The organism is Psychroserpens luteolus, from assembly GCF_021032705.1.
Taxonomy (GTDB): domain Bacteria; phylum Bacteroidota; class Bacteroidia; order Flavobacteriales; family Flavobacteriaceae; genus Psychroserpens; species Psychroserpens luteolus.
Genome location: NZ_JAHVXI010000006.1, coordinates 13,123 through 34,274 on the forward strand (window position 1 = coordinate 13,123; position 21,152 = coordinate 34,274).

The 21,152-nt window shown below is 32.8% G+C and carries 23 protein-coding genes and 1 tRNA gene; 10 read left to right on the forward strand and 14 right to left on the reverse strand.

Annotated elements, in window-relative coordinates; genetic code table 11:
* Nucleotides 1-10 precede the first annotated feature (10 nt).
* Entirely contained in the window at nucleotides 11-712 is a 702-nt protein-coding gene (locus KWG70_RS14220; protein WP_230936713.1) for a hypothetical protein, read from the reverse strand.
* Nucleotides 712-1,482 (reverse strand): dihydropteroate synthase, encoded by a 771-nt coding sequence (gene folP, locus KWG70_RS14225; protein ID WP_230936714.1) that lies wholly within the window; start codon nucleotides 1,480-1,482, stop codon nucleotides 712-714. The genes KWG70_RS14220 and folP overlap by 1 nt, the downstream gene beginning before the upstream one ends.
* A gap of 130 nt (nucleotides 1,483-1,612) precedes the next feature.
* On the opposite strand from folP, the gene KWG70_RS14230 reads away from it, so the two are divergent.
* From KWG70_RS14230 to KWG70_RS14265, 8 genes are all read left to right on the forward strand, one after another.
* Nucleotides 1,613-2,152 carry a DUF1599 domain-containing protein gene (locus KWG70_RS14230; protein WP_230936715.1) on the forward strand — a complete coding sequence of 180 codons (540 nt, stop codon included), beginning with the start codon at nucleotides 1,613-1,615 and terminating at the stop codon, nucleotides 2,150-2,152.
* Nucleotides 2,153-2,199: 47 nt separating this feature from the next.
* Nucleotides 2,200-3,480 (forward strand): MauE/DoxX family redox-associated membrane protein, encoded by a 1,281-nt coding sequence (locus KWG70_RS14235; RefSeq protein ID WP_230936716.1) that lies wholly within the window; start codon nucleotides 2,200-2,202, stop codon nucleotides 3,478-3,480.
* 21 nt (nucleotides 3,481-3,501) lie between these two features.
* A complete protein-coding gene (locus KWG70_RS14240; protein WP_230936941.1) occupies nucleotides 3,502-4,578 on the forward strand; it encodes an ABC transporter permease in 1,077 nt (358 codons plus the stop codon).
* Between the two features lies 1 nt (nucleotide 4,579).
* Entirely contained in the window at nucleotides 4,580-5,071 is a 492-nt protein-coding gene (locus KWG70_RS14245; RefSeq protein ID WP_230936717.1) for a TlpA family protein disulfide reductase, read from the forward strand.
* A gap of 37 nt (nucleotides 5,072-5,108) precedes the next feature.
* Nucleotides 5,109-5,858, forward strand: coding sequence for a triose-phosphate isomerase (gene tpiA / locus KWG70_RS14250; protein ID WP_230936718.1), 750 nt, complete (start codon nucleotides 5,109-5,111; stop codon nucleotides 5,856-5,858).
* Nucleotides 5,859-5,972: 114 nt separating this feature from the next.
* Entirely contained in the window at nucleotides 5,973-6,809 is an 837-nt protein-coding gene (gene prmA, locus KWG70_RS14255; protein WP_230936719.1) for a 50S ribosomal protein L11 methyltransferase, read from the forward strand.
* A gap of 234 nt (nucleotides 6,810-7,043) precedes the next feature.
* Nucleotides 7,044-8,078 carry a M57 family metalloprotease gene (locus KWG70_RS14260; RefSeq protein ID WP_230936720.1) on the forward strand — a complete coding sequence of 345 codons (1,035 nt, stop codon included), beginning with the start codon at nucleotides 7,044-7,046 and terminating at the stop codon, nucleotides 8,076-8,078.
* 115 nt (nucleotides 8,079-8,193) lie between these two features.
* Nucleotides 8,194-8,469, forward strand: a complete 276-nt coding sequence (locus tag KWG70_RS14265; protein WP_230936721.1) for an ATP-dependent Clp protease adaptor ClpS — start codon at nucleotides 8,194-8,196, stop codon at nucleotides 8,467-8,469.
* Here the strand turns inward: KWG70_RS14265 and KWG70_RS14270 are convergent.
* The 8 genes from KWG70_RS14270 to KWG70_RS14305 all read right to left on the reverse strand — a co-directional run bounded on the left by KWG70_RS14270 (nucleotide 8,466) and on the right by KWG70_RS14305 (nucleotide 16,550).
* Nucleotides 8,466-9,677, reverse strand: a complete 1,212-nt coding sequence (locus KWG70_RS14270) for a hypothetical protein (protein ID WP_230936722.1) — start codon at nucleotides 9,675-9,677, stop codon at nucleotides 8,466-8,468. The genes KWG70_RS14265 and KWG70_RS14270 overlap by 4 nt on opposite strands.
* 106 nt (nucleotides 9,678-9,783) lie before the next feature.
* A complete protein-coding gene (locus tag KWG70_RS14275; protein ID WP_230936723.1) occupies nucleotides 9,784-10,557 on the reverse strand; it encodes an outer membrane lipoprotein-sorting protein in 774 nt (257 codons plus the stop codon).
* A gap of 12 nt (nucleotides 10,558-10,569) precedes the next feature.
* Nucleotides 10,570-12,927 carry an efflux RND transporter permease subunit gene (locus KWG70_RS14280; protein ID WP_230936724.1) on the reverse strand — a complete coding sequence of 786 codons (2,358 nt, stop codon included), beginning with the start codon at nucleotides 12,925-12,927 and terminating at the stop codon, nucleotides 10,570-10,572.
* A 151-nt stretch (nucleotides 12,928-13,078) separates the two neighbouring features.
* The gene (locus KWG70_RS14285) at nucleotides 13,079-13,675 is read right to left on the reverse strand and encodes a TetR/AcrR family transcriptional regulator (RefSeq protein WP_230936725.1); all 597 of its coding nucleotides are present in this window, start codon (nucleotides 13,673-13,675) and stop codon (nucleotides 13,079-13,081) included.
* 114 nt (nucleotides 13,676-13,789) lie between these two features.
* Nucleotides 13,790-14,059 (reverse strand): heavy-metal-associated domain-containing protein, encoded by a 270-nt coding sequence (locus tag KWG70_RS14290; RefSeq protein WP_230936726.1) that lies wholly within the window; start codon nucleotides 14,057-14,059, stop codon nucleotides 13,790-13,792.
* Between the two features lie 3 nt (nucleotides 14,060-14,062).
* On the reverse strand, nucleotides 14,063-15,469 hold the full coding sequence (locus KWG70_RS14295; protein ID WP_230936727.1) for an MBL fold metallo-hydrolase: 1,407 nt from the start codon (nucleotides 15,467-15,469) through the stop codon (nucleotides 14,063-14,065).
* Between the two features lie 108 nt (nucleotides 15,470-15,577).
* Nucleotides 15,578-15,988: a DUF6691 family protein gene (locus KWG70_RS14300; protein WP_230936728.1), complete on the reverse strand. Its 411-nt coding sequence runs from the start codon at nucleotides 15,986-15,988 to the stop codon at nucleotides 15,578-15,580.
* A gap of 1 nt (nucleotide 15,989) precedes the next feature.
* Nucleotides 15,990-16,550 carry a YeeE/YedE family protein gene (locus KWG70_RS14305; protein ID WP_230936942.1) on the reverse strand — a complete coding sequence of 187 codons (561 nt, stop codon included), beginning with the start codon at nucleotides 16,548-16,550 and terminating at the stop codon, nucleotides 15,990-15,992.
* Between the two features lie 104 nt (nucleotides 16,551-16,654).
* On the opposite strand from KWG70_RS14305, the gene KWG70_RS14310 reads away from it, so the two are divergent.
* Nucleotides 16,655-16,728 (forward strand) — tRNA-Arg (locus tag KWG70_RS14310).
* A 432-nt stretch (nucleotides 16,729-17,160) separates the two neighbouring features.
* On the opposite strand, the gene KWG70_RS14315 is transcribed toward KWG70_RS14310, so the two are convergent.
* The 3 genes from KWG70_RS14315 to KWG70_RS14325 form a co-directional block, all read right to left on the reverse strand.
* Nucleotides 17,161-17,583, reverse strand: a complete 423-nt coding sequence (locus KWG70_RS14315; protein WP_230936729.1) for a HEPN domain-containing protein — start codon at nucleotides 17,581-17,583, stop codon at nucleotides 17,161-17,163.
* A gap of 82 nt (nucleotides 17,584-17,665) precedes the next feature.
* Nucleotides 17,666-18,061 carry a hypothetical protein gene (locus KWG70_RS14320; RefSeq protein ID WP_230936730.1) on the reverse strand — a complete coding sequence of 132 codons (396 nt, stop codon included), beginning with the start codon at nucleotides 18,059-18,061 and terminating at the stop codon, nucleotides 17,666-17,668.
* A 647-nt stretch (nucleotides 18,062-18,708) separates the two neighbouring features.
* On the reverse strand, nucleotides 18,709-19,665 hold the full coding sequence (locus KWG70_RS14325) for an AraC family transcriptional regulator ligand-binding domain-containing protein (protein ID WP_230936731.1): 957 nt from the start codon (nucleotides 19,663-19,665) through the stop codon (nucleotides 18,709-18,711).
* An 82-nt stretch (nucleotides 19,666-19,747) separates the two neighbouring features.
* Between KWG70_RS14325 and KWG70_RS14330 the strand changes: the two genes are divergently transcribed.
* Nucleotides 19,748-20,575: a type II toxin-antitoxin system RatA family toxin gene (locus KWG70_RS14330; RefSeq protein ID WP_230936732.1), complete on the forward strand. Its 828-nt coding sequence runs from the start codon at nucleotides 19,748-19,750 to the stop codon at nucleotides 20,573-20,575.
* A 92-nt stretch (nucleotides 20,576-20,667) separates the two neighbouring features.
* Here the strand turns inward: KWG70_RS14330 and KWG70_RS14335 are convergent, their stop codons facing one another.
* Nucleotides 20,668-20,820: an SsrA-binding protein gene (locus KWG70_RS14335; RefSeq protein WP_230936733.1), complete on the reverse strand. Its 153-nt coding sequence runs from the start codon at nucleotides 20,818-20,820 to the stop codon at nucleotides 20,668-20,670.
* Between the last annotated feature and the right edge of the window lie 332 nt (nucleotides 20,821-21,152).

Consider the following 21,152-nt stretch of genomic DNA (forward strand, 5'->3'; position numbering starts at 1 on the left):
TAATTATTGCTTAATAAATGAATTCTCTATTATCGATTCTGACACCGTTAATTTTTATGTCTGTTATGGCAGCTTTAAAATCTATGTAATCTTGAAAACTTAGATTCTTTTGAAAATTCAAATAGACTATTAGCGAATCCTTAGTGTTGTTTTTTTGTATAGCTTTTAAATAATCACTAAAATCTGAATAATTTATTAGTTTTAATTCAGGCTGATTCGATTTGTTGAATGTCATTGAACGGATTTTTCGGTCTTTATAAATTTCTGGATGAATAAAAATCCTATCAGAAAATAGTTGTGATGTATTACTAAGCGCAGATGCCGAATAATCTTCAGTATAGTGAATTTCAGTAAACTCCAAAAATCCTAAATTTTCAATACTCGTATCATTGCAGGTGTAATAATTCTTGGCATTTTCATTTTTATGCATCTTAGCATTTCGCTTTTTATCTTGTAAGAATTTGATCTTCGGAATGGCTTGTTCGAGAGTTAAACGCTTGTCCACATTAATTAACCAATTGGTTGTGCTAATTAAATTTTTTCGATTGAGTTCCACACTGTCAGGTTGAGTTTCATCATAAAACAAATAGGCATGGGATACATCATAAATTTCGGTGATTTCTGCATGTTCAATTTCAGGAAGTAGTACTGATTTTCCTTTTCCGCAGGAGAATAAAGTAACAGCAATAAGTAAGATATATAAATGTTTCATTAATGTAATTGTTGAGTAAGTGTTATGCATTCCATTGCTTCTTTAACATCATGAACTCTTAAGATACTGGCGCCTTTTTGTAGTGCAATAGTATTTAGAACTGTAGTCCCATTAAGTGCTTCTTCTGCAGAACTATCAAGTGTTTTATAGATCATCGATTTACGAGATACACCAGCTAAAATGGGTAAATCGGTCATTTTTAAAAGCTCTAATCTATTAAGTAATTCGAAATTTTGTTCTATAGTTTTTGCAAATCCGAAACCAGGATCTACTATAAGGTCGACGATTCCTAAATCTCTAGCTTTGGCTATGCGTTCAGAAAAATAAAAGAGGACATCCTTGATTAAATCATCATAATCGGTCATTTGCTTCATCGTCTGTGGCGTGCCTCTCATATGCATCATAATATAAGGAACCTTGAGCTTTGCAACTGTGTTTAACATCTGATGATCTAAATGACCTGCAGAAATATCATTGATTAAACACGCTCCAGCATCAATGGCTTGTTTTGCGACTTCACTACGGAAGGTGTCAATAGATAATAATACATCAGGGAAATTTTTAATAACCAGTTCGACAATTGGAAGGACACGCTTTAATTCTTCGGTTTCACTTATATGGTCGGCATTAGGTCTAGAGCTATATCCACCAACATCAATAAACGTTGCACCATCACTCAACATAGTCTCTACTTGCCGTATAACCATAGATTTATTTCTAAAGCGTCCTCCATCATAAAATGAATCAGGAGTAACGTTTAAAATACCCATAACTTTCGGTTGGTTTAGGTCTATTAATTGCCCTTTACAATTGATGTTTTTGCTCAAAATTATATAGTGAGGTTAAAGTTTTTAAATCTGATTAATTTATGCGAAATTTACGGAAAATTAAATGTTTTAAATGCAAGATACTTCAAAACAATATGATGATGTGATTTCGCAATGCCGAAGTCTGTTTGTTAACAAAATGAAAGACTACGGAAGTGCATGGCGAATTTTGAGATTACCATCTTTAACCGATCAAATTTTTATAAAAGCTCAGCGTATAAGAAGTTTACAACAAAATAGTGAACGTAAGGTGGATGAAGGGGAAGTGAGTGAGTTTATTGGGATTATCAATTATTGTACTATGGCTTTAATACAATTGGATAAAGGCGTTGTTGAACAACCAGATTTGTCTTTAGAAGAAGCTACAGCACTTTACGATGAGAAAGTTGCCGTAACTAAGCAGTTAATGATGGATAAAAATCACGATTATGGCGAAGCTTGGAGAGATATGCGTGTGAGTAGTTTAACCGATTTGATTTTGCAAAAATTATTGCGTGTAAAGCAAATTGAAGACAACTCAGGAAAAACTTTAGTGAGTGAAGGTATAGATGCCAATTATCAAGATATGATCAATTATTCGGTGTTTGCATTAATTCATCTTAATAACGAATAATATCAAGGCATTAAAAGTAGCTGTTTGTTAAACTAATAGAATTCAAAATGAAGATATTTATAACCATATCAAGACTTATTGTAGGAAGCTTATTTATTGTTTCAGGTTTAATTAAGTGTAATGATACAATTGGATTTTCATACAAACTCAATGATTATTTTGCCCATGATGTTTTAAATATGGAGTTTTTGATTCCATATTCTTTGGCATTAGCAGTATTTATTTGTGTAGTTGAGGTGGTTCTGGGAGTTGCAGTTCTTTTTGGATTAAAAACAAAACTCTCCACAGTATTGATTTTACTAATGATGCTGTTTTTTACATGGTTGACATGGTACACGTCAAGTTGCTTAGAAGCACAAGATGCTGCTGGCAGGCTAGGAGAAGAGTTTAGTAAAAATTGTGTAAAAGATTGTGGTTGCTTTGGCGATGCTTTAAAATTAGAACCTAAGGAGTCTTTTTATAAGGATCTGTTTTTGCTCATATTTACGATTCCGCTATTCATTTTTGGTATTAGAAATAAGATACCAAAAAATGATAAGAAACAAGATCATTTTTATATTATTGGGTCATTGATCCTTATTTTCCTGTTTGGAGTTTTATATATTGGATGGTGGTTTAGTTTACTATTTTCTATTGTTATATTTGGTATTGTATACCTGCTTAAACATAAAATGAAAGGAGACTGGTTAACGCTCTTAGCGGCTTATATGCTGTCTTTGGCTTTTGCTTATTATTGTTTGCAAAATCTACCTTTTACAGATTTTAGAGCTTATAAAATTGGCGACAATCTTCAGGAAAATATGACCTTGCCTCCAGATGCTCAAAAAGAAATAAGTGATTATACTTGGACGTATAAATTAAATGGAGAAGAGAAAACCTTAACAGATCGTGGTCGTGGACCAAAAGAATATGACGAAATTATAGGTGTAAAAACCGAAGTTGTTAAGAAAGGGGATGAACCAAAAATTCAGGATTTTACGATAGAATCTGAAGATGAAGATTTAACACAGCAGTTTTTAGCTGAAGATAAATTGGTAATCATCGTTTGTTATAGTTTAGAAAAAGCCGAAGCCGAAGGTATGCAAGCGCTTAAAGCTATGACGAAACGAGCACAAGATAATGGTTATCCAGTGATTGGATTGACGGCTTCAGGTCAACAAAAAAAGAAAGAAATTCAAGACACCTATAAATTAGATGTCGATTTTTACCTATGTGACGAAAAAGTACTAAAAACTGTAGTACGAGCTAATCCTGGAGTTATTGTTTTAGAAAAAGGAACAGTTACTCAAAAAGCACATTGGAATGATCTAGAAGATTTAGAGTTTTAATTAATTACTAATAACAACTATCTGTTTAGTTATATCTTAAATAAAGCCTTTTATGCATTGCTTACTCTTTTTGGAGTAGTGACTGTAATTTTTTTCTTATTTAACGTACTACCAGGAGACCCAGCACAAATGATGTTAGGGCAAAATGAAGATAGCGAACAAATTGCAGCTGTAAAGGCTAAGTATGGCTTTGATCAACCTATTTCAACGCAGTATTTATATTACTTAAACGATTTGTCACCATTATCATTTCATTCTACTAATGAAGATGATTATACATTTTTACGAGACGGAAAGTACAGTGCGTCTCAACTGTTCACTGTCGGACAAACAACCACAGTTGTCAAGTTTCCATATTTGAGAGAATCTTTTACAAAACAGGGAAAGAAAGTGTCACAAGTCATTGGAGAGACTCTACCAAATACTTTCGTTTTAGCGGTATCGGCTATTTTTATTGCCATCGTTTTAGGAATTATCTTCGGAATTATTTCGGCCTTATACAAAGACCAATGGATTGATAAAACGATTCAAATTTTTAGTACCTTCGGCATGAGTGTGCCTTCCTTTTTTAGTGCTATCTTATTTGCCTGGTTATTTGGTTTTGTGTTACATGAGTATACCAATTTGGAAATGACAGGAAGCTTGTACGAGCTTGACGATTTTGGTGAGAACGTCAATATCCAATGGAAAAATTTAATTCTCCCAGCTATTGTTTTAGGAATTCGTCCGTTGGCTGTTGTGATTCAGTTGATGCGAAATTCTTTATTAGAAGTATTTAATCAAGATTATATTAGAACAGCTAGAGCAAAGGGGTTGAGTGAATTTCAAGTGATAAAAAAGCATGCTGTAAAAAACGCGTTAAATCCGGTAGTAACTGCAATATCAGGATGGTTTGCATCAATGTTAGCAGGTGCTGTATTTGTAGAATATATATTTGGATGGAACGGCCTCGGAAAAGAAATTGTTAATGCATTAAACACTTTAGATTTACCAGTAATTATGGGATCTGTTTTGGTCATTGCAATGCTCTTTATCATTATAAACATTTTTGTAGATGTCATCTATGGATGGCTGGATCCAAAAGTAAAATTAGAATAATATGAAAAAGATTTTAACCATATGTTGTTTGAGCATCTTCTTTTTAAGTTGTGAAGCACAACCAGATCCAACGAGTTTCTCGACAGATGCTCTAAACGATACATTTGTCAATAGTGAAGGCGAATCTGTAACTCTTCAATCTATTTTAGACAGTCATAAAGGAAAAACTATTTTAATAGATGTCTGGGCGAGCTGGTGTAGAGACTGTATTGTAGGTCTTCCCAATCTTAAAAAACTCCAGGAAGAACATGCTGAAGTGGTGTATTTGTTTTTATCAATGGACAAAACCCAAAAGAGTTGGAAAGCAGGAATTAAAAAATATGAGATTGAAGGCGAACACTATTTTATGCCTTCAGGATGGGATGGTGTCTTTAGTGATTTTATAGATCTAGATTGGATTCCAAGATATATGATTGTAGATAAAGACGGGAAGATTAAATTATTTCGAGCTGTAAAAATTAGTGACCCAAAAATAAAAGAACATTTAAAATAAATTTACCGTTTCTTCGGTAATATAAAAGTATAGACACATGAGAAAGCATATCGTAGCAGGAAACTGGAAAATGAATAATGGTTTAATACAAACAGAAACCTTGATTTCAGAATTAAAGCAACAAGAGCAAACTTCTGATGCCGAAGTAATGATTGCTCCATCATTCACAAACTTATGGCATGCTTTTGAATCCACCAGGCAACACGATATTGAGGTCGTTGCTCAAAATATGCACTTTTCTGATAAAGGTGCTTATACTGGAGAAGTGAGTGCAGGAATGCTAAAAAGTTTAGGCATCAAAACAGTGATTTTAGGGCATAGTGAACGCCGTGCCTACTATAATGAAACTGATGAATCGTTAGCTAAAAAAGTAGATGCAGCGTTGCAAAATAATATGCGAATCATTTTTTGTTTTGGTGAAGAGTTGTCAGATCGTAAATCTGGAAATGAAGAGACTGTTGTAGAAAACCAGATTAAAAATGCATTGTTTCATCTAGAAGCCTCTGCGTTCAAAAATATAGTACTCGCATATGAACCAGTTTGGGCTATTGGCACAGGAGAAACTGCATCTCCTGAGCAAGCACAAGATATGCATGCATTTATTAGGAAAACATTAGCCAATAACTATGGTAATGATACTGCAGAATCTGTCTCTATTCTATATGGAGGTAGTGTGAAACCCAATAATGCTAAAGAGATTTTTTCTAAACCAGATGTTGATGGTGGACTAATTGGAGGTGCTTCATTGAAGGCTGAAGATTTTTATGCTATTGTTAATGCGTTTTAATGTATCAAAAAATCTATAACTGTTCAAAATAGAAAGGAACTGGTCTCAGTTTTAAGAATAATAAAACAATAGTTTGATAAAATTACCTGTAACTTTGTAATCTAAACAGGTGAGATGTCAAACACAATATACATAGGTTATTATTTTAAAGTACAGCCGCTTCAACCTGCTGTAGAGATTCTCATAGCAGAATTAGGTTATGCCGGTTTTGAGAGCTTTGTTGAAACTGAAACTGGTGTGACAGCCTACATTCAGAAAGAGGAATGGAATGAATATATCCTTGATGGTGTTTGGATCTTAGATTCTGAAGAATTTGAGATATCATTTACTTTTGAAGAGATAGAACAAACCAATTGGAACGCCGAATGGGAAAAGAATTTTAGTCCAATTATCGTTGATAATAAATGCTCGGTTCGAGCTCCTTTTCATGATAAACCAGATACAGAATATGACATCGTCATAGAACCCAAAATGAGTTTTGGAACGGGTCACCACGAGACTACCCATATGATGATTCAATATATTCTAAACAATGATTTTAAAGATAAATCAGTTTTAGATATGGGATGCGGCACAGGTGTTTTGGCTATTCTTGCCGAAATGAAAGGCGCAAAACCTATTGATGCCATTGACTATGATAATTGGTGTTATCTCAATAGTCTTGAAAATGTCGAACGTAATAATTGTAAGCATATTACTGTTCTTGAAGGCGACGCAAGTCTCTTGCCTGGAAGACATTATGATATTGTTATTGCCAATATCAATCGAAATATTTTATTGAATGATATGGAAACCTACGTCAATACTTTGAATGATAAAGGGGTTTTGTTTTTAAGCGGATTTTACAATGACGATATTTCTATTATCAATACCAAATGTGAAACCTATGGTTTAAAGCATATAGAGACTTTGAAAAGAAATAATTGGGTCGCTTTAAAATTTAAAAAATAGATAATTTTCAGTAATTTTTAAAAACTTCGACGAAAAGCTCAAAATTTTAACAATAAAACTGAAAATAATTTTAAAATTACGGAAAAACCGTAATTTTTTTATTTAAGAAATATTTAACTTCGCATTGATAATTATCAAAGACTAAATGATGAATAATAAAACATGGAATTAATATTTATTATATAGCTCATCCCATTTACGTAAATACCATTTATTAACTTAATTTACTCAAAAATGAAAAATTTTAAATTTTTGACCTTAGCTGGTCTATGTCTAATATTTTCTTTTCAATCTTGCGAAAAAGAAAGTGTCACAGAGGATATTTCAAATCTTGATGAGGACATAATTATTAATATGAACAATCTCGAGAATAGAACTTTAGTTACTGATACAGAATTATTGGATGCTATTCAAACTTTAGATATCGACGTTGGAATTGTTTCCATTGGAGATTTTCACCTTCCAGATGGAACAATAGAAGAACGAATTTATATTGGTAGTGATATTGTTTTCACAAGAGATGAACTAAATACACTAGCAGGCATCGGTACTGATTTAAATCGTCAATATAGAACGTTTAATTTAGTATCAGCAAATAATCAAACTATTAATATTTTAGGATATACTGGAGGTAGTCAAGCACTATCTAGTAAGGCACAAACTGCTTTAACTAGAGCTGTTGCTAATTATAATAACATTAGTAATATGACGCTTCAATTTAATTTATCGTTTGGTACTAATTACCAAGCCGCAGATATGGTGGTATATGATAATTCTATAAATAATCCCGGAAACGGAGGTGTTGCTGGTTTTCCAAACTCAAACGGAGAACCAAATAAGTTTGTACAGATTTATGGTATAGAGCAATTTTCTACTAATGTCAATGAGCATGTCATTACTCATGAGATAGGGCACTCTATTGGTTTTCGTCATTCAGATTGGTTCGATCGTTTAAGTTGTCCTCCATCTAGTCAAGGTAATGAAGGGTCGGGATCAAATGGAGCTGTACATATAGCTGGAACTCCTACAGGTAGAGATTTGAGTTCAGTTATGCAGGCTTGTTTTTCTACAAGTGTAAGTGGTAATTTTAACGGTAATGATGTTACGGCTTTACGTGCCATGTATCCAGCAAGTACTTCTGGTCCTTGTGATGGTGTTTCCGAATGGCAAAGTGGAGTAAGCTATAGTATTGGTGATCGCGTTACATATTTTGGTAACCTTTATGAACGAGTGAGTGGTGGTTGGACTTTTATAGGACCATGTAATTAATCATAAATTATAGGTTAAACTACTAAGATTACAATAATATTAAAAGACTTCTGTTCTATGAATAGAAGTCTTTTTTATTACTGAGATTTTTTTTAAATTTATATAAAAATAGTTGATGAGCACCAAAGAAAAAATACAGGAAGAACTCCTCGTCGATACCTTAGAACAACCGCTTAATGAGATTGTACTATACAATGATGATGTGAATACTTTTGATCATGTTATCGACACTTTAATTTATGCCTGTGACCATACACCAGAACAGGCCGAACAATGCTCAATTATTGTTCATTATAAAGGACAATGTACAGTAAAAACAGGTGAATATAAAGAATTAGAGCCGCGTTGTACTATGCTTTTGGAAGCTGGTCTAAGCGCTGAAATTGTTTAAAAGAATTTAGAAATAGATAGTCTTAAAAATGTATCTTCTCTAAAGTTAGATAAGATAAATTCGTTGTTGTCTATATTGCTAAAAAAACGACCTTCTAATTCTACTTTCCAGCTATTTCCTAGTCTGCGAGATCCTTCAATACTAAAAATTTTACTTGAAGACTCTAAATCGGCAATTCCTCCAATTAATATAGACGTATCTTGGGTATCATTAAGAGCAATTCGACTTCCGAAGAATATATCATTTTGAAGTGCATTTAATGCCAATTCATCTCTATCATCGTATAGATATTCTCCTAAAACACCAATATCTAATCCATTCCCATTTATATTACTAAAGGTGTATTCTAATCCTGCCACCAATGCAAAGAAGTCTTGCGCTTCAGAACTGCGATAAATGGATTCAAATTTCCAAAGAAAAGCATTATGAGTTACTTGAAGATCTAAACCTGTTTGATTGATAACTGGATAAAACGCATTACTATTTCCGGAGGCATCAAAAGCGAACAGTGGTTCACGACCATTACCATAAAAATGGGATAATCCAATATCAAATGCTCCAAAAAAGTGAGACCATCTAATTGCGAAATCTTGTCGCCACTCTTTTGCACTACTCTCGTAGTTTATGGCATCTTCATCTATGACCAAAGGAAATCGCAAACGTCCCTTTTCTCCTGGAAATACTCTTTTACGATGGTAAGGAAGGTAGAAAATATCAAAATTTCCATAATTGGTCGACAGTGTATATTGAATCATTGGCTGACCAAGCTTATCTTCACCGTCAAAAGATTCTACAGCATCTGTTTGATTGATAATGTCAACAAGATGGTTACTTTCTGTAACACCCCAAAATATTTTTTTGAGACCTATACTAAGCTCCCAATTGCTTTTGGCCTTTTGGTAATACAATTCTCTTATATCCCAATGCGTTCTATTATCGTCTTGGTCTAATCTAAAGAAACCTGTGGCATTTATACTTTCGTAACCGTTATTCCATTGTGAACTGTATTCAGGTTGAATGGCGATTGACGGGAAATGATCTTTCTGTCCTTCAAAAGCACTTTTGTTTGGGAAATAACGATATTCAGCTTCTAGTTCAAGCTCGAATTCATGGACTAAAGCATTATCTTCCTCTTGAGCATAACCGTTAAATTGAGTTAATAAAAAAAGAAAAATTAATACGTGATATGATGATTTAAGAATTTTCATTGCTATGCTAATTTAAAAGCGCAATACCGAAAACTATTGCTATTAACCAATACTAACTAAAACGATGAAGGAAAATAGTTAACGATATTGCGACTTTTTAACGCTATTAATTACCAGCTCTTTTAAGTGCAACTTGAGAAAAATCATCATCGGTCAAGTTAACATCGAAATTATAATCATTGAATTCTAGTCGCGTTTCTTTATTGCTTTGATGATTTACCATATTAAAAACACCTGCCCTCCAGAATTTATTTTTATAAAGTTTATAATCGGAATAGGTTAAGGTCTTTAAAAGTGCATTTTTTCTATCATAGAATTCAACTTTTTCAATTCTGTATCCTTTATTTTTGTTATAGCTTACTACTCGTCGTGTGTAACCAGATTTTGGATCTACAGGATCTTGTTCAACGATAAGAAGACCATTCTTTTCTTCGAGAAATTTATATGAGTACTTTTCTACTTCTTGAGAAGAGAGGTCCTCATAAGCAAATTCACTGCCAACAAAAGGTCCTGATTTGTTATTAGATGATATTCGTTTAACACGCTTTATTGACGGTAAGTATAACCATTGATCATCAGAACCTACTTTATGAGTAAATGTTAAGGTTGAGGTACCTTTAACATCTTTCGGACTATTAAAAACGATTAAGGATTTGTCCCCATCTTCGGTTAGTTCTAAAGTTCTGGTAGTTAGAGAACGTTCACTAGTTTGTCCGTTTTTGTTCTTTAAGGTCATTTTCAATTGAACAGAGGAACTATTAAATCCTAAATCGGCTTTTTCAGCGGCTTTAGCTATCTCTAATCCACGCTGTTCAGGTGTTTGTGCATTGGCAAATCCTATGATTGATAATGCAACGACTGTAATTATTGTTTTTTTCATTTTTACTATGATTTAATTATTTGCTTTAATTGATGTATTCTTTTTACTTGTTAAAATGAGTAGACTTGGTAATAGAATAAAATCAATTACCAATGCTGAAACGATAATGATTACGGTAATTCTAGCCATGTAGCTGTTAAGCGCAAAAGATGATGTAGATAGAATTGCGAAACCTGCAAGTAATACTAACGTTGTTGTTACAAGTGCCTTCCCAACAGTTTCAAAAGCATAGATTACAGCTTGTTTGGCATCATAGCCTAACTCTCGACGTGCTCTTAAAAATTTACTCATAAAATGTACAGTATCGTCTACTATAATTCCTAGTGTCATACCAAAAACGATAACCATTCCAGTATTTATTTGTCCTTTATATAGTGCCCAGATTCCAAAACCAACCAATACAGGTGTAACGTTTGGTATTATACTTAATAATCCCAGTTTAAAATTTCGTAAAGCAAACATCAGAACTAAAGAAATTAGAATAAGAGCTATGATATTTCCTTTAAACATGCTATCTGCTTGTCTAAATCCAAGTTTAGAAAACATTAGTGTTGGACTAACACCAATGGCGTGCATAGGTTCTGGTGTATTATTTTTAAGCCAATCCTCGCCTTTCTTTGCAAAGACAATCATGTCTGCACTAGTCACATTTTCAATAGTTACAGTTACACGAGTTTCAGATTTATCTACATTGATTTGATTGTTTAAATCCAATCCAAAAGGCAATGAGAGTTCATATAATAATAAGTATTGAGCAGCTTCTTCGCGATTATCAGGTACGCGATAAAACTGTTCATTATCACCATGCATAGAACGATTAACACGTCTAGCAACCTCACTAAAGGCATTAACATGAACCACTTCAGGCTGTTCTTCCAGCCAATTTTCAAAAGCATTAAGGTTTTTTAGATATTCTGGATTATTAATTCCTCCGCTTTCGCCACTTCCAATAGAATATTCAATATTGTAGATGCCAGTTAAGTTGTCACTTATGTAATCTGTATCTGTTCTAAATTCTACACTTTCATCAAAATAGTTGATGAATTCATCATTAAATGAATTTTTGGTAGCTAGGTAAGTTAATCCTCCAATAATAACAAGTGATATAATGGTTAATCGACGTGGTTGTTTCACTACAAATTCACCAAGCGTAGTATACCAGTTTGCTTTTATAAGCTTTGATTCTTCTTTTTGTTTGACTTTTGATTTTACAGGTAATATGGCCATTAAAGCGGGTAGAGCAGTAGTTGAAAATAGAAATGCCATAGTCATCCCAAATGCAGTAATATTTCCGAGGTCCCAAAATGGCGGAACATCACCAAAATTCATTGTTAAAAACCCAATAACTGTAGTTAAACTTGTAATAAAAACAGGCATAAAATTTAATCGCATTGATTCTGTCAAAGCATCTATTTTGCTCAGTCCATCTTTTCGCATTTTTTGAAGCATAGTAATCAATATGTGAATACTATCAGCAACAGCCAGTGTCAAAATCATAGTTGGAAATACCGAAGAAGGTGGTGTGAGTTTGATACCCATAAGCCCTACAAATCCAACAGCGCTCATGATAGAGAACATAACAACAACAAGTGTGGCTATGGTGCTATAAATATTTCGAGTAAGGATAAATGTGGTAATAATAACAATGATCAACATGATCATAGTGAGCATGAGATCTCTCATAGATGCTTCAAAAAAAGCAGTGTTGAGTGGAACCAAGCCTGAAGAGTGTACTTCAAAATTTGGATGTTTCTCTTTGAAGTTAGCAATCATTTCTCTTACAAAGGCTGTCACTTCTGGAATTTCTTTTGCGCTATCTTCACCTGGTAGTCTAACAGTTATGTTAATAGCCGTAACGCTTCCGTTTTCGTTTAAAATACGATTGACCAATAAAGGTTCTTTTAAAGCCCTTTGCTTTATTTGTTGTATTTCAGATTCGCTTTTAAGCTCAGATTCATAGGACAAATCATCGACATAAAGATCGTCACCTTGAGCACTTGTATATTGAAAATTGGTCAATGCATCTACTCTCGAAGAGTATGGCGTATTCCAGGCTTCAGCAGTTAGACTCTCAATGGCCGAAAGATTATCTCTGGTAAATACATTTTTATTACTTGGTGATAAAACTAGTATGACATTATCATCCTTAGTATATTTCTCTTGTAAGGCATCAAAAGCTTCTAATTCTGGATTAGACTTACTAAAAAATACATGATAATCGCCATCAAATTCCATATTGCCTTGAGAGCCCAGTCCCATTGCTAGAATTAGAGATGCAATTAATACATACCATTTTCTTTTGATTACAAATTCGGCCCATTGTTTTGCGAATCTGTTTGATTTGTCTCTTACTTTTTTGATTGCGTTCATTGTTTGATTGAATTAGTTGACCAGTCAATTAGTATAATTGACATAAGTCATCGTTAGTTTAATAATAAGACGATTCTAATGATACATTAGTGGACAATTTTTTAAATTATTTTTATAATTGACCAGTCGTCTATTGTTTTGTCAAAAGAAATTATTTCAAAAGAACATTTCTTATCATATTCATAAAATTATCAATAGGGTAAGAATCATTCATTTCTTTCATAGTCGTCATAGAACCTTTTCCTGCGTCTTCAATAAAGGCTGCAATATCTGAAGCTGCCATTGTATTATTGATTTCTCCAAAGTCTTGAGCTTCTTGGATAACTTCGGTAATAATTGATAATACTTCTTGTTCTTTATGTAAAATGCTGGTTCTAATAAGTTCACTATGTTCAGACATTTCATTGCCTAAATTACAAGCCATACATCCCATTTTACAATCCATTTCATTCTTTAAGATATTGTATCTAAACTCATGAAAATCTAAAAGGCGTTGTTTGGGTGATACCGCTTTGTTTTGTAAAATCTCTTTGGCAGGAGTAAAGTGATCATCAAAATATTTTTCGATGGCTTTAACAGCAAAATCTTCTTTACTTTCAAAATAGAAATAGAAAGATCCCTTAGGGATTCCAGCTACTTTTACAATATCGTTGACGCTTGTCGCATTATAACCTTTAGACCATAACAATTCTATCCCTTTGTCTAAAAGGGTATCTGCTTTGAGGTCATGTTTTAAGGTTTTTGCCATGTGTTTCTTTTACGGAGCAAATATATGACCACTCGTCTAGTAAATAAAATTTTTATGTGTTAAATTTTTTATAACTTAAAAGTAATTGATTGTAATATGCTGTTTTTTAGAATGTTATTTGTTAATTCTTCCAACTGCACAGCTTACAAAAGATTTAGCTTTTTTAGTTAATGGGTTTGCCTCTCCCTCTACAGGGTATCCCAACGTAGACAGTAATGATGTAGCAGTTTCGAGTTGTTTATCACTAGAGTAGTTAAAGTGTACAGCGTGAGATTCATTATTAACAGTGACATTATTTATGCCTTCTAAACTTTCTAAACGTGTTATGATTGTATGTGCGCAACCACCACATTTTAAGTTTTGAATATGTAAGATCGTTTCCATAATTTATAATGTTGACGGACAAACAAAGTCCGTTGTTGGTAAATCTGTTTTTTTAATCGCTCCAAAGCCACCTGCAATATCGACGAGGTTATGAAATCCGCGAGCTTTTAAAATTGATGCAGCTATCACACTTCTATAACCTCCAGCACAATGAATGTGGTATGTTTTTTCTTTAGAAACTTCATTCATGTTTTCATTGATGAAATCTAAAGGAAAGTGCTGTGCATCTTCAAGATGCATACTACTATACTCTCCATCTTTTCTAACATCTAATATGTTTACGCCTCCTTGCTTTACCCTATCTGCAAACTCTTCTGCAGAAATAGATTCAAGCGTGTCTATATCATTTCCAGCAGTAATCCAAGATTCAATACCACCTTCTAAATATCCGAGTGTGTTATCATAACCTACACGTGATAATCGTGTTATAGCTTCTTCACTTTTACCTTCAGGAACCACTAGAAGAATAGGTTGTTTAATATCTGTGATTAAGGCGCCAACCCAAGGCGCAAATCCGCCATGTAAACCAATAAATATTGAATTTGGGATATGACCTTTGATGTATTCACTTTCTGGTCTAACATCTAGAACTAAAGCCTCTTCGTGATTAGCCATGGCTTCAAAGTCTTCAGGAGATAATGGTATGTTTCCAGTTTTTAGAACTGTTTCAAAAGTATCATAACCCATTTTATTGAGCATAGCATTTTTTGCAAAATACTGAGGCGGTGGTGCAATACCGTCAAGCACTTCTTTTACAAATTCTGCTTTGGTCATATCTGCTCTTAATGCGTAGTTAGTTTTCTTTTGATCACCTATTGTGCCCACAGTTTCTTTACTAAGATTTTTTCCGCAGGCAGAACCAGCACCATGAGCAGGATATACAATAACATCGTCGGCTAATGGCATTATTTTTTCGCGAAGTGAATCATAGAGCATAGCTGCTAAATCTTCTTTGGTTAAATCAGATTTAATGGCTAAGTCAGGTCGACCAACATCACCTAAAAACAGTGTGTCTCCAGAAAATATGGCATGATGCTTTCCGTTTTCGTCTATCAATAAATACGTTGTCGATTCTAAGGTATGACCTGGAGTGTGTAATGCTTTTATTGTAACATTTCCGAGTTTAAACTCTTCATTGTCTTTTGCTGAGTGAATCTCATAAGTTGTTTCTGCTCCTGGGCCATAAATAATTGTCGCTCCAGTATTTTTAGCTAGATCAACATGACCAGACACAAAATCGGCATGGAAATGAGTTTCAAAGATATATTTGATCTTGGCGTTATTACTATTGGCTTTATCGATATAAGCTTGTGTCTCGCGAAGTGGATCAATAATAGCCACATCACCATTTGATTCTATATAGTAAGCACCTTGTGCTAAACAGCTTGTGTATAATTGTTCTATTTTCATAGGAATATAATATTTGACTCCAATATAGGAGGTATTAATGCTATGCGCACTTTAAATGGCAAAGATACGAAGTATTCTTTTTTATAATCTGATAAAAATCAGCTTTTGCTAATGTGGTAATTTATCTTTTAGTAGCCCATATATAAAAGTTCCTAGAATAGCGGCAAGAATAACAATAATGACAGAGAACGCTCCAGTACCAACAAGAATGTACATTGGACCTGGACATGCACCAGACAAAGCCCAACCCAATCCAAATATAGTACCACCTATAATATAGCGAGAAAGACCTTTTGCTTTTTTAGGAACGGTCATCAATCCACCATTTATATTTTTGAAATTTTTACTTAGTAACAGCAAAATAATTCCAGTGATCACAGCCGTTCCAATAATTCCATACATATGAAAAGATTCAAACTTGAACATTTCGTAGATACGATACCATGAGACTGCTTCAGATTTTACGAGAACGATTCCGAAAATAATACCAACGACTAAAAATTTTATATACTTTGCCATATTAACCAAAAATTAAAGGGAATACTAAATGAATCATGATTAAACCTCCTAAAAAGAAACCGATAACAGCTATTAAAGAAGGTAGTTGTAAGCTGCTTAGCCCAGTGATAGCATGCCCAGAAGTACAGCCACCAGCATAACGCGTACCAAAGCCTACAAGAAAACCACCAATGATTAAGATTGCTAAACCTTTTAAACTAAATACAGCATCCCAACTATAGAGTTCTGCAGGAAGTAATGATTTACCTGCATTTTCAAAACCGAGTGTGCTTAAGGTTTTAACAGTCTCAGGGTTAAGATCGATGTTTGTTGGTGTTGAGAGATAGAAATGTGCAATAAAACCACCAATAACGGCTCCTAGAACTACGGTAAGATTCCAGCGTTGTTGTTTCCAATCGAAATCAAAAAACTTTACTTTTTTTCCAGCACCTCCAATGGCGCAAAGGGTTCTGAGGTTGGAAGACATACCAAATGTTTTTCCAAAATATATGAGGATAAACATGATAATGGCGATAAGCGGACCAGAGATGTACCATGGCCAAGGTTCTAAAATGGATTGCATAAAACTAAAGTGAAAAATTAAGTTCAAAAATAAGAATTTAGATTTTTGAAATAATAGTTTGGTTATAAATTAATAAAAGTACTATATTTGCATCCACAAAAAAAGGCCATGTGGCGCAACTGAATAGCGCACTTGATTACGGCTCAAGAGGTTGCAGGTTTGAATCCTGCCATGGTCACTTTACCAACTCTAACTAATTGATTATCAAGTAGTTAGAGTTTTTTTTGATTCAATTTTTCCGACATTTGCCCGACATTTTTTATATAATTAATCAACTTTTTACATTTGGTTTTGAGGTATATTTAAGCTGAAAACATAGACAAATCAAGTGGTTAGGCGTTCGCATTAGTATCTCTGAAGAGTTTTTTTATAATTAAAATATTAAGAGTTCGAATCAATAACCAGTAAAGATTTTACATTGAATAATAGAAAACAAATTAAAAAGTGAATCGATAAAAAAGGATCTTAAAAACAAGGTGTAAGTATTTGTTAATGAAGTAATAACTAGTTGTAAAAATATAACCTTTCCATTTGACATAAAAATAGAGTTGGTAGATTCTTTTTTTACAAATTATATTGAAAGAGAAGAGGAATATTTTTTGGGAGTGACTTATACATTTTCAGATATATGAAGAAGTGCATTAGCAAGATTTTTTAAAAACTCGTAATTGACGACCTGGTTTCCTTTTTCTGGCTTTTCAAATTTGTATCGCCATTCATCAAATGAATTTGAATGAATCTTTAGCATATCATGAAAATCGGGATGTCTAGGCTGTAATAGAAACAGAATCAAATTAAGTGTTTCTGTATCTAGTCGATACATTAATTTGCCAATATGATGAACTTTTCTAAATTTGATTCCTTTTTTAGTTAAAATATACTTTAACAACAACTCTATTGAAAATGAGAAGTTCATTACCGCAGGAAAATTAAGTATTTCTATTTTATCTGGAATGTTGTCCCTTTTTTCCAAACATCTTAAGGCTGCCTTTTTAAACTCAATAGCGTTAGATAACAATAGTGATGAATCCATTTTCGAAGTATTAAATAATCAATTACTAAAAAATAAACAAAAATCTGGTTTATTGTGAATCTAGTTACATTAATAATATTAATTATTCTGCTATTTTTAGAATTGCAAGAACGATTGCAATTATGAAGCTAACGACCGACATGAATTGTGTCAATCCATAATAGCTTAGTTTTGTATTAACCAAATTCAAATCACTTCTAAGTTTTTCCAATGCTAATTTGTTATGGTGTTTTCTACTCTTATCAGCTTGTACTTCAGTATCTATGTAGTTTTCCCAACCTCCAACATTAAGAACTTTAATACCTAAAGGAGTTATAGTGAACTCTTGACTGTATCCTGAATTAACTGTTATCAATCTTCTTTCGATATTTAAATTCCAGCCTACTCTTATGTAGTCATCGTAATTATCTATTCTTATAGTTTTTGCTTCTTTAAAGCGTTCTAAAAATTCATCTGCTAATTCATTGTTGCTTTTCATAACGATTATTTTAATTTTCTAATTTACAATAATTTATTAGGTGGCATGATGGTATTTTAGACTAGAGTCTCAAAAGTATTTATGGGACACCTAACTACAGAATAGATAAAGAAAATAATAAAAGTATAAATAGTTTAGTTTATGGTTAATAAGGCAATAGATTATCTTGTACAACAGATTGTATTATTTTGTAACTAGAATATTAATAGGGAGCAATCTGATATATTAAAAATTAATTATTTAAAAATAAGATAAATACATGTAAAAAAACCTAGTAAAAACTCTCTAATGTCAGTTTGGTTTAATCTTTTTAATTTTTTCCGACATCTGCCCGACATTACCATATCATATACTATCACATTCTATTATATTTATTATTAAATATCAGATTTGGTGCAATAAAGTATGATTTTTAGTAAGTTTAGTTAATGTTTTAGTGTAAAACCTTGGACCTGCCATGGTCACGAATAAACAAAAAAGCAAGCAAAATAAAATAGCTTGCTTTTTTATTTTGTGGCTTTTTTGTTTTCAAAGCGGAGCTTTGCCAGGAAGGACGGAGTCAATCCTATTGTCTAAAGCGGAGCTTTGTCAGGATGGACGGCGTCAATTCCAATCATTAAAGCAAAGCTTTATTAGAAATGACATAGCTAATTTTTTCTCCAAGACTTAACAGCGTGCAAGTAGGCACTAGATTCTGAATAGCCTAAAATATAAGCGACATCTTTAGTTTTGAGATGCTTTTCATTGACCAAATACTGAGATAGTTCTTTTTTTATATCATTTAAAATACGTCTAAATGATGTGCCTTCATTAGTTAATTTTCGTTGTATTGTTCTTTTACTGAATGGAAATTGCTTTTGTACTTGCTCAAAATTCGGAATTTCTGGCGCACACATACGTAAGGTCATATGTCGTATTTGACTTGAAAGTCTGTTTTTGCTTTCGGAGTCTTTGTTGAGCATTGCTAAAAACTGAGGTAATAATAGTTCAATTTCCTTTATTTTACTTTTATTAATTTCAGTTTTAATGATATCTAATGGAAGTACTAATTGATAATTATCACCATAAGCGATTTTAGTTTTTAGAACGTCGGTATAGCATTTTTTTTCTAAAAAAGGAATGCGAATTTGAGGTGTAAAATGTTTAGGAATCATTAGTTTTAATTCTCTAAAAACAATTGCTAAAACTAGATCTAAAAGATGTCTCCTCATTTTTTTATGCTTTACAGAGCTTTCAAGTTGCAGTATGAAGTGGTTTTGATCTTTGATAACTGTAGCTGTTACTAAAGGGAATTTGGTTTTTAAAAATTGCTGAAGAATATAAACCCCTTGCTCTATACTAGACGTATTCAGAGAGATTTCTAAAACTAGCCCTAGAGCACCTAAATTGAGATAAGATCCAAAATTCAAACCAAAATAATCACTATTGGTAACTTCAATGGCCTTCTCAAAAACGGATAAATACGTTTTTGCTTCAATCATTTCATTTGGATCACAAAGGTCAATATTGTGTTCGGGAAGAATATCTAATAAAGTAGTACTATCTAAATTATGATATTCGGCATAGTCTAATAAGCTGGCTAAGTAAGGTGCAAAAACTCTCATATTGTAAAGTTAAAAAAATGGCGTAAAATATCAATACAAGCTTATTTCCTTGTTATAATTTTGGATAAAATAAATTAATACAATGAATACATTACAAAAGTCATTAACCGCCAATGCAGTATTTTCTTCAACCTGTGGTATTATATCTATACTATTTAAAAATGATCTAGAACATTTATTTGGTATCGCATCAAATAGCACATTTCTAATTTTAGGAATTCTACTTCTCATATTTGCCTTAACACTTGTGATAGAAGTAAAGAAACAAAGAGCACTTTCGGTGTTATGGATTATTATTCAAGATTTACTGTGGGTAATTGGTAGCGCGATTTTATTGTTATTTAATCCATTTGATATAACTACAGAAGGACAAGTTATTATTGCTATAGTTGCGTTTGTAGTTTTACAGTTGGCATTTGTTCAAGCAAGAGGGCTGGCTAGAATTGACGAAGAACACACAAGAGGATTAAAAGTCATTAGGTTTAGTAGAACGGTAAAAGGAACCAGACGAGAGTTATGGGACGTTATTTCAGATGTAGGTAATTACCATCAAGTAGCTCCAAACATTGATAATTCAAAAATTATTTCAGGAGAAAGAGAAGGGATGGTTCGATCTTGCTCACATGGTAAGGATAGTTGGACTGAAACGTGTACACTGTGGGAAAATGAAAAGCAATATGCTTTTGAGGTCAATACCAAAGCTCCAGATTATCCTTATCCTTTAAAATTTCTAAAAGGGACCTGGATTGTGAATGAACTAACTTCTAGCGAGTCTGAAATTGTTATGATTTTTGAGTTTGAATATAAAAAAGCGTTACAAAATATTCTTGTACATCCTTTAATGACATACAAATTCACAAAAGTGTGCAAAGCACTTTTAGATAATTGGCAGCATATGATTGAGAAATAGCACATGTACATTAATGCAGGATTGGCCACTTATAACACTTCGTCGTAGTTAAATGTTAAAGAAGGGTTTGGTGGCTTTTTCTGTAATTAGAACTACCCTAAAGCACGCTTAGTCACATAAACTCGCCAGCCAATAATAGCTAATTGTAGTTTTGTGGCTTTGCTTAGATCTAACTGTTGTTTGGAGTAACTAGGTAAGAGTAATTTGTTGAGTTTGGCAAGTCCCTTAAAGAAATTCTGCTTCATATACTTAGGTTTAGAAGATTAAACCGGTAAGTAAATTTAAGAGATTTGTAATTGTTGCCAAAGAACTTCTTTTTATTTTTTTAATGATGTAAAACCTATTCTAGACTAAGTTTTACAATCATGGGTTTGATTTAGTTAACCGAAAAAAGAATATCGATTAATAGTTTTGCAAGTGTCATCATAATGTTTTGGTTTTAAGGTTAATATTTATGTCATTTTCTTGATTGAGTTTTCAATATATAATTTTGGAAATCTAGTTTCCAAATGTTTATACTAAAATCTATGAAATTGAATATAAAATTATAACCAAAAAGATGATTTTAATTTCAGTA

Excerpts from the sequence above, each read along its gene's own strand:
- KWG70_RS14245 (WP_230936717.1), top strand. The coding sequence starts at position 4,580 with ATGAAAAAGATTTTAACCATATGTTGTTTGAGCATCTTCTTTTTAAGT.
- KWG70_RS14280 (WP_230936724.1), bottom strand. The coding sequence starts at position 12,927 with ATGAACGCAATCAAAAAAGTAAGAGACAAATCAAACAGATTCGCAAAA.
- KWG70_RS14330 (WP_230936732.1), top strand. The coding sequence starts at position 19,748 with ATGAATACATTACAAAAGTCATTAACCGCCAATGCAGTATTTTCTTCA.
- prmA (WP_230936719.1), top strand. The coding sequence starts at position 5,973 with ATGTCAAACACAATATACATAGGTTATTATTTTAAAGTACAGCCGCTT.
- KWG70_RS14235 (WP_230936716.1), top strand. The coding sequence starts at position 2,200 with ATGAAGATATTTATAACCATATCAAGACTTATTGTAGGAAGCTTATTT.
- KWG70_RS14285 (WP_230936725.1), bottom strand. The coding sequence starts at position 13,675 with ATGGCAAAAACCTTAAAACATGACCTCAAAGCAGATACCCTTTTAGAC.
- folP (WP_230936714.1), bottom strand. The coding sequence starts at position 1,482 with ATGGGTATTTTAAACGTTACTCCTGATTCATTTTATGATGGAGGACGC.
- KWG70_RS14300 (WP_230936728.1), bottom strand. The coding sequence starts at position 15,988 with ATGGCAAAGTATATAAAATTTTTAGTCGTTGGTATTATTTTCGGAATC.
- KWG70_RS14325 (WP_230936731.1), bottom strand. The coding sequence starts at position 19,665 with ATGAGAGTTTTTGCACCTTACTTAGCCAGCTTATTAGACTATGCCGAA.
- KWG70_RS14305 (WP_230936942.1), bottom strand. The coding sequence starts at position 16,550 with ATGCAATCCATTTTAGAACCTTGGCCATGGTACATCTCTGGTCCGCTT.
- KWG70_RS14320 (WP_230936730.1), bottom strand. The coding sequence starts at position 18,061 with ATGAAAAGCAACAATGAATTAGCAGATGAATTTTTAGAACGCTTTAAA.
- KWG70_RS14295 (WP_230936727.1), bottom strand. The coding sequence starts at position 15,469 with ATGAAAATAGAACAATTATACACAAGCTGTTTAGCACAAGGTGCTTAC.
- KWG70_RS14265 (WP_230936721.1), top strand. The coding sequence starts at position 8,194 with ATGAGCACCAAAGAAAAAATACAGGAAGAACTCCTCGTCGATACCTTA.
- KWG70_RS14270 (WP_230936722.1), bottom strand. The coding sequence starts at position 9,677 with ATGAAAATTCTTAAATCATCATATCACGTATTAATTTTTCTTTTTTTA.
- KWG70_RS14290 (WP_230936726.1), bottom strand. The coding sequence starts at position 14,059 with ATGGAAACGATCTTACATATTCAAAACTTAAAATGTGGTGGTTGCGCA.
- KWG70_RS14260 (WP_230936720.1), top strand. The coding sequence starts at position 7,044 with ATGAAAAATTTTAAATTTTTGACCTTAGCTGGTCTATGTCTAATATTT.
- KWG70_RS14230 (WP_230936715.1), top strand. The coding sequence starts at position 1,613 with ATGCAAGATACTTCAAAACAATATGATGATGTGATTTCGCAATGCCGA.
- KWG70_RS14275 (WP_230936723.1), bottom strand. The coding sequence starts at position 10,557 with ATGAAAAAAACAATAATTACAGTCGTTGCATTATCAATCATAGGATTT.
- KWG70_RS14335 (WP_230936733.1), bottom strand. The coding sequence starts at position 20,820 with ATGAAGCAGAATTTCTTTAAGGGACTTGCCAAACTCAACAAATTACTC.
- tpiA (WP_230936718.1), top strand. The coding sequence starts at position 5,109 with ATGAGAAAGCATATCGTAGCAGGAAACTGGAAAATGAATAATGGTTTA.
- KWG70_RS14315 (WP_230936729.1), bottom strand. The coding sequence starts at position 17,583 with ATGGATTCATCACTATTGTTATCTAACGCTATTGAGTTTAAAAAGGCA.
- KWG70_RS14220 (WP_230936713.1), bottom strand. The coding sequence starts at position 712 with ATGAAACATTTATATATCTTACTTATTGCTGTTACTTTATTCTCCTGC.